We start from the raw sequence: 2,371 nt of genomic DNA on the forward strand, positions 1-2,371 counted from the left end.
CTCGTTCCGATCCTGTTCCACGTCAACCCCGCGACCGTGCTGCTCTTCAACGGCATCGGTACGCTCTTCTACCTGATTCTCTGCAAGGGGAAAATTCCCGCCTATCTTGGTTCGAGCTTCGCGTTTCTCTCGCCCGTCTTTCTCGTACTCTCACAGTACAGCTACGAGGCGGCGCTCGGCGGCTTCATCGTCGTCGGCATTGTGTTCTGTGTGGTCAGCTTCATCGTGCACACCATCGGGACAAGCTGGATCGATGTGATCTTTCCGCCCGCCTCGATGGGCGCGATCGTTGCGGTCATCGGACTCGAACTCATGCCGACGGCGGCAAATATGGCAGGGCTTACGGGGGAAAACACGGATGCCACCATCATCTTCGTCTCAATCGCAACCCTTGCCATCACCATCTTTGCCTCGATGGCATTTCGTGGCTTCCTCTCCATCATCCCGATTCTGATTGGCGTGGTCGCGGGCTACATCATCGCATTCTGTGCGGGAATTGTCGATCTGTCTCACGTTGAAAGTGCGCCGTGGCTGGCGCTGCCAACCATCTACACACCGGAGTTCGACCTGCGCGCGATCCTCATCATCCTGCCCGCCTCCATCGTCGTCGTTGTGGAGCACATCGGACATCTCATCGTGACGGGCAACATTGTCGGACGCAATCTCGCAAAGGATCCGGGACTTGACCGTTCCCTCCTCGGCAACGGCATTTCGACGATCTTCTCCGGCTTCTTCGGCTCGACGCCGAACACGACGTACGGTGAGAACATCGGCGTCCTCGCCATCACAAAGGTTTACTCCACGTGGGTCATCGGCGGCGCAGCAATCTTTGCAATCCTGCTCTCCTGTCTCGGCAAGCTCGCCGCGCTCATCCAGAGCATCCCGACCCCCGTTATGGGCGGCGTCTCCATGCTGCTCTTTGGCGTCATCGCCGCCTCGGGCATCCGCATTCTCGTCGAGGCAAAGGTGGACTACAACAATCCGATGAACCTCCTCCTCACCTCCATCGTCATGGGCGTCGGCGTATCGACGGCGAGCCTCACCATCGGCACGGTCACGCTGCGTGGCATGGCGCTCGCAACCGTCATTGCAATCATCCTCTCCATCTCCTTCCGCATCATCCTCGCCCTGCGCGGTCAGGAGCAGAAACAGAGCGAGTAATGGAAATCACGGTTGACCTGCGCGCAGATGAAACATGCCCCGCAAAGGCGTACCTGATGCGCACGCGCGGCATCTCCTCGGGGCTCTGGAAACGGATCAAACACAGCGGAACATTCGCCGTGAACGGCGTCCCCTCGATTGCTGCGCGCACGATGCTGCGTGCGGGTGATATTGTCTCCTATGAACTGCCCATCGTCTCCTCTGTCACACCCGAACAGCTGCCGCTCACGATTATATATGAGGACAACGATCTCCTCATCATCGACAAGCCCGCAGGACAGCTCGTCCATCCAACGACGCGGGAGTTGCGCGGTACGGTCGCGAATGCCGTACTCGGACTCTATGCTGCGCGCGGCACAGCGCTCGACTTCCACCCCTGCCACCGCCTTGACCGCAACACAACGGGTCTGCTGCTCATTGCAAAGCGCCCCGAGGTACAGCATCAGATTGCGCGTGCAAACGTACTGGAACGCAGGTATCTGGCGCTGATTGAAGGGGCAATCTCACCCGCAGAGGGCACGATCGATGCCCCCATTGAGCGCGCCCTGCCGAGCATCATCCTGCGCCATGTCGCCCTCGACGGCAAGCCTGCGCGAACGCATTACGAAACAGTGTGGACGGACGGCAAGTACACGCTCCTGCGGCTGCGCCTTGAGACGGGACGCACCCATCAGATCCGCGTCCACCTCGCGCACATTGGTCATCCCCTGCTCGGCGATGATCTCTACGGCGGCAGCACCGCACTCATCGCACGTCACGCCCTCCACTCCGCGCAGCTCACCCTCATCCACCCGCGCACACGGGAACGCCTGACCGTCACCGCCACTCTGCCCGAGGATATGGCAGGGATTGTGAGGGTTTGTTCCCCATGAATTGAGCACCTGACGGATACTTCCTCTCCGTCAGGTGCCTTTATTTAGAAAAACGTGTATTTTTATTTGAATTCATCTGGAAAAACGTGTAAAATAATCATCAAACCCCCAGAAAAACGTGATTTGCTATTTTCCAAATGAAAAAAGGATGGTGATCCTATGAACCGCAATGCAACACACGCTCTGCTGCACTGGAAGACCCGTCCGGATCGGAAGCCTCTCGTTCTGAGAGGCGCGCGTCAGGTTGGCAAGACATGGCTGATGAAAGACTTTGGGAAATCTCACTACAGCAATTCCGTCTATTTCAATTTTGACGAAGATGATACATTGAACTCCAT

The 2,371-nt window shown here is 57.7% G+C and carries 3 protein-coding genes; all 3 read left to right on the forward strand.

Annotated features, from left to right (window positions below; all coding sequences use genetic code 11):
- The coding region (uraA, locus tag AXF19_RS13045; RefSeq protein WP_066849825.1) for a uracil permease at positions 1–1,161 on the forward strand (1,161 nt) is incomplete at its 5' end.
- Positions 1,161–2,033: an RluA family pseudouridine synthase gene (locus AXF19_RS13050; protein WP_066849826.1), complete on the forward strand. Its 873-nt coding sequence runs from the start codon at positions 1,161–1,163 to the stop codon at positions 2,031–2,033. The genes uraA and AXF19_RS13050, both read left to right, overlap by 1 nt.
- A gap of 261 nt (positions 2,034–2,294) precedes the next feature.
- Positions 2,295–2,371: hypothetical protein (locus AXF19_RS16090; protein ID WP_442983851.1), on the forward strand; the 77-nt coding region annotated here is incomplete at its 3' end.

The sequence above is a fragment of the Selenomonas sp. oral taxon 126 genome, from assembly GCF_001683335.1.
Classification (GTDB): Bacteria; Bacillota; Negativicutes; order Selenomonadales; family Selenomonadaceae; genus Centipeda.

Bases quoted from the DNA above. Each gene is read 5' to 3' on its own strand.
- AXF19_RS13050 (WP_066849826.1), top strand. From the start codon at position 1,161: ATGGAAATCACGGTTGACCTGCGCGCAGATGAAACATGCCCCGCAAAG.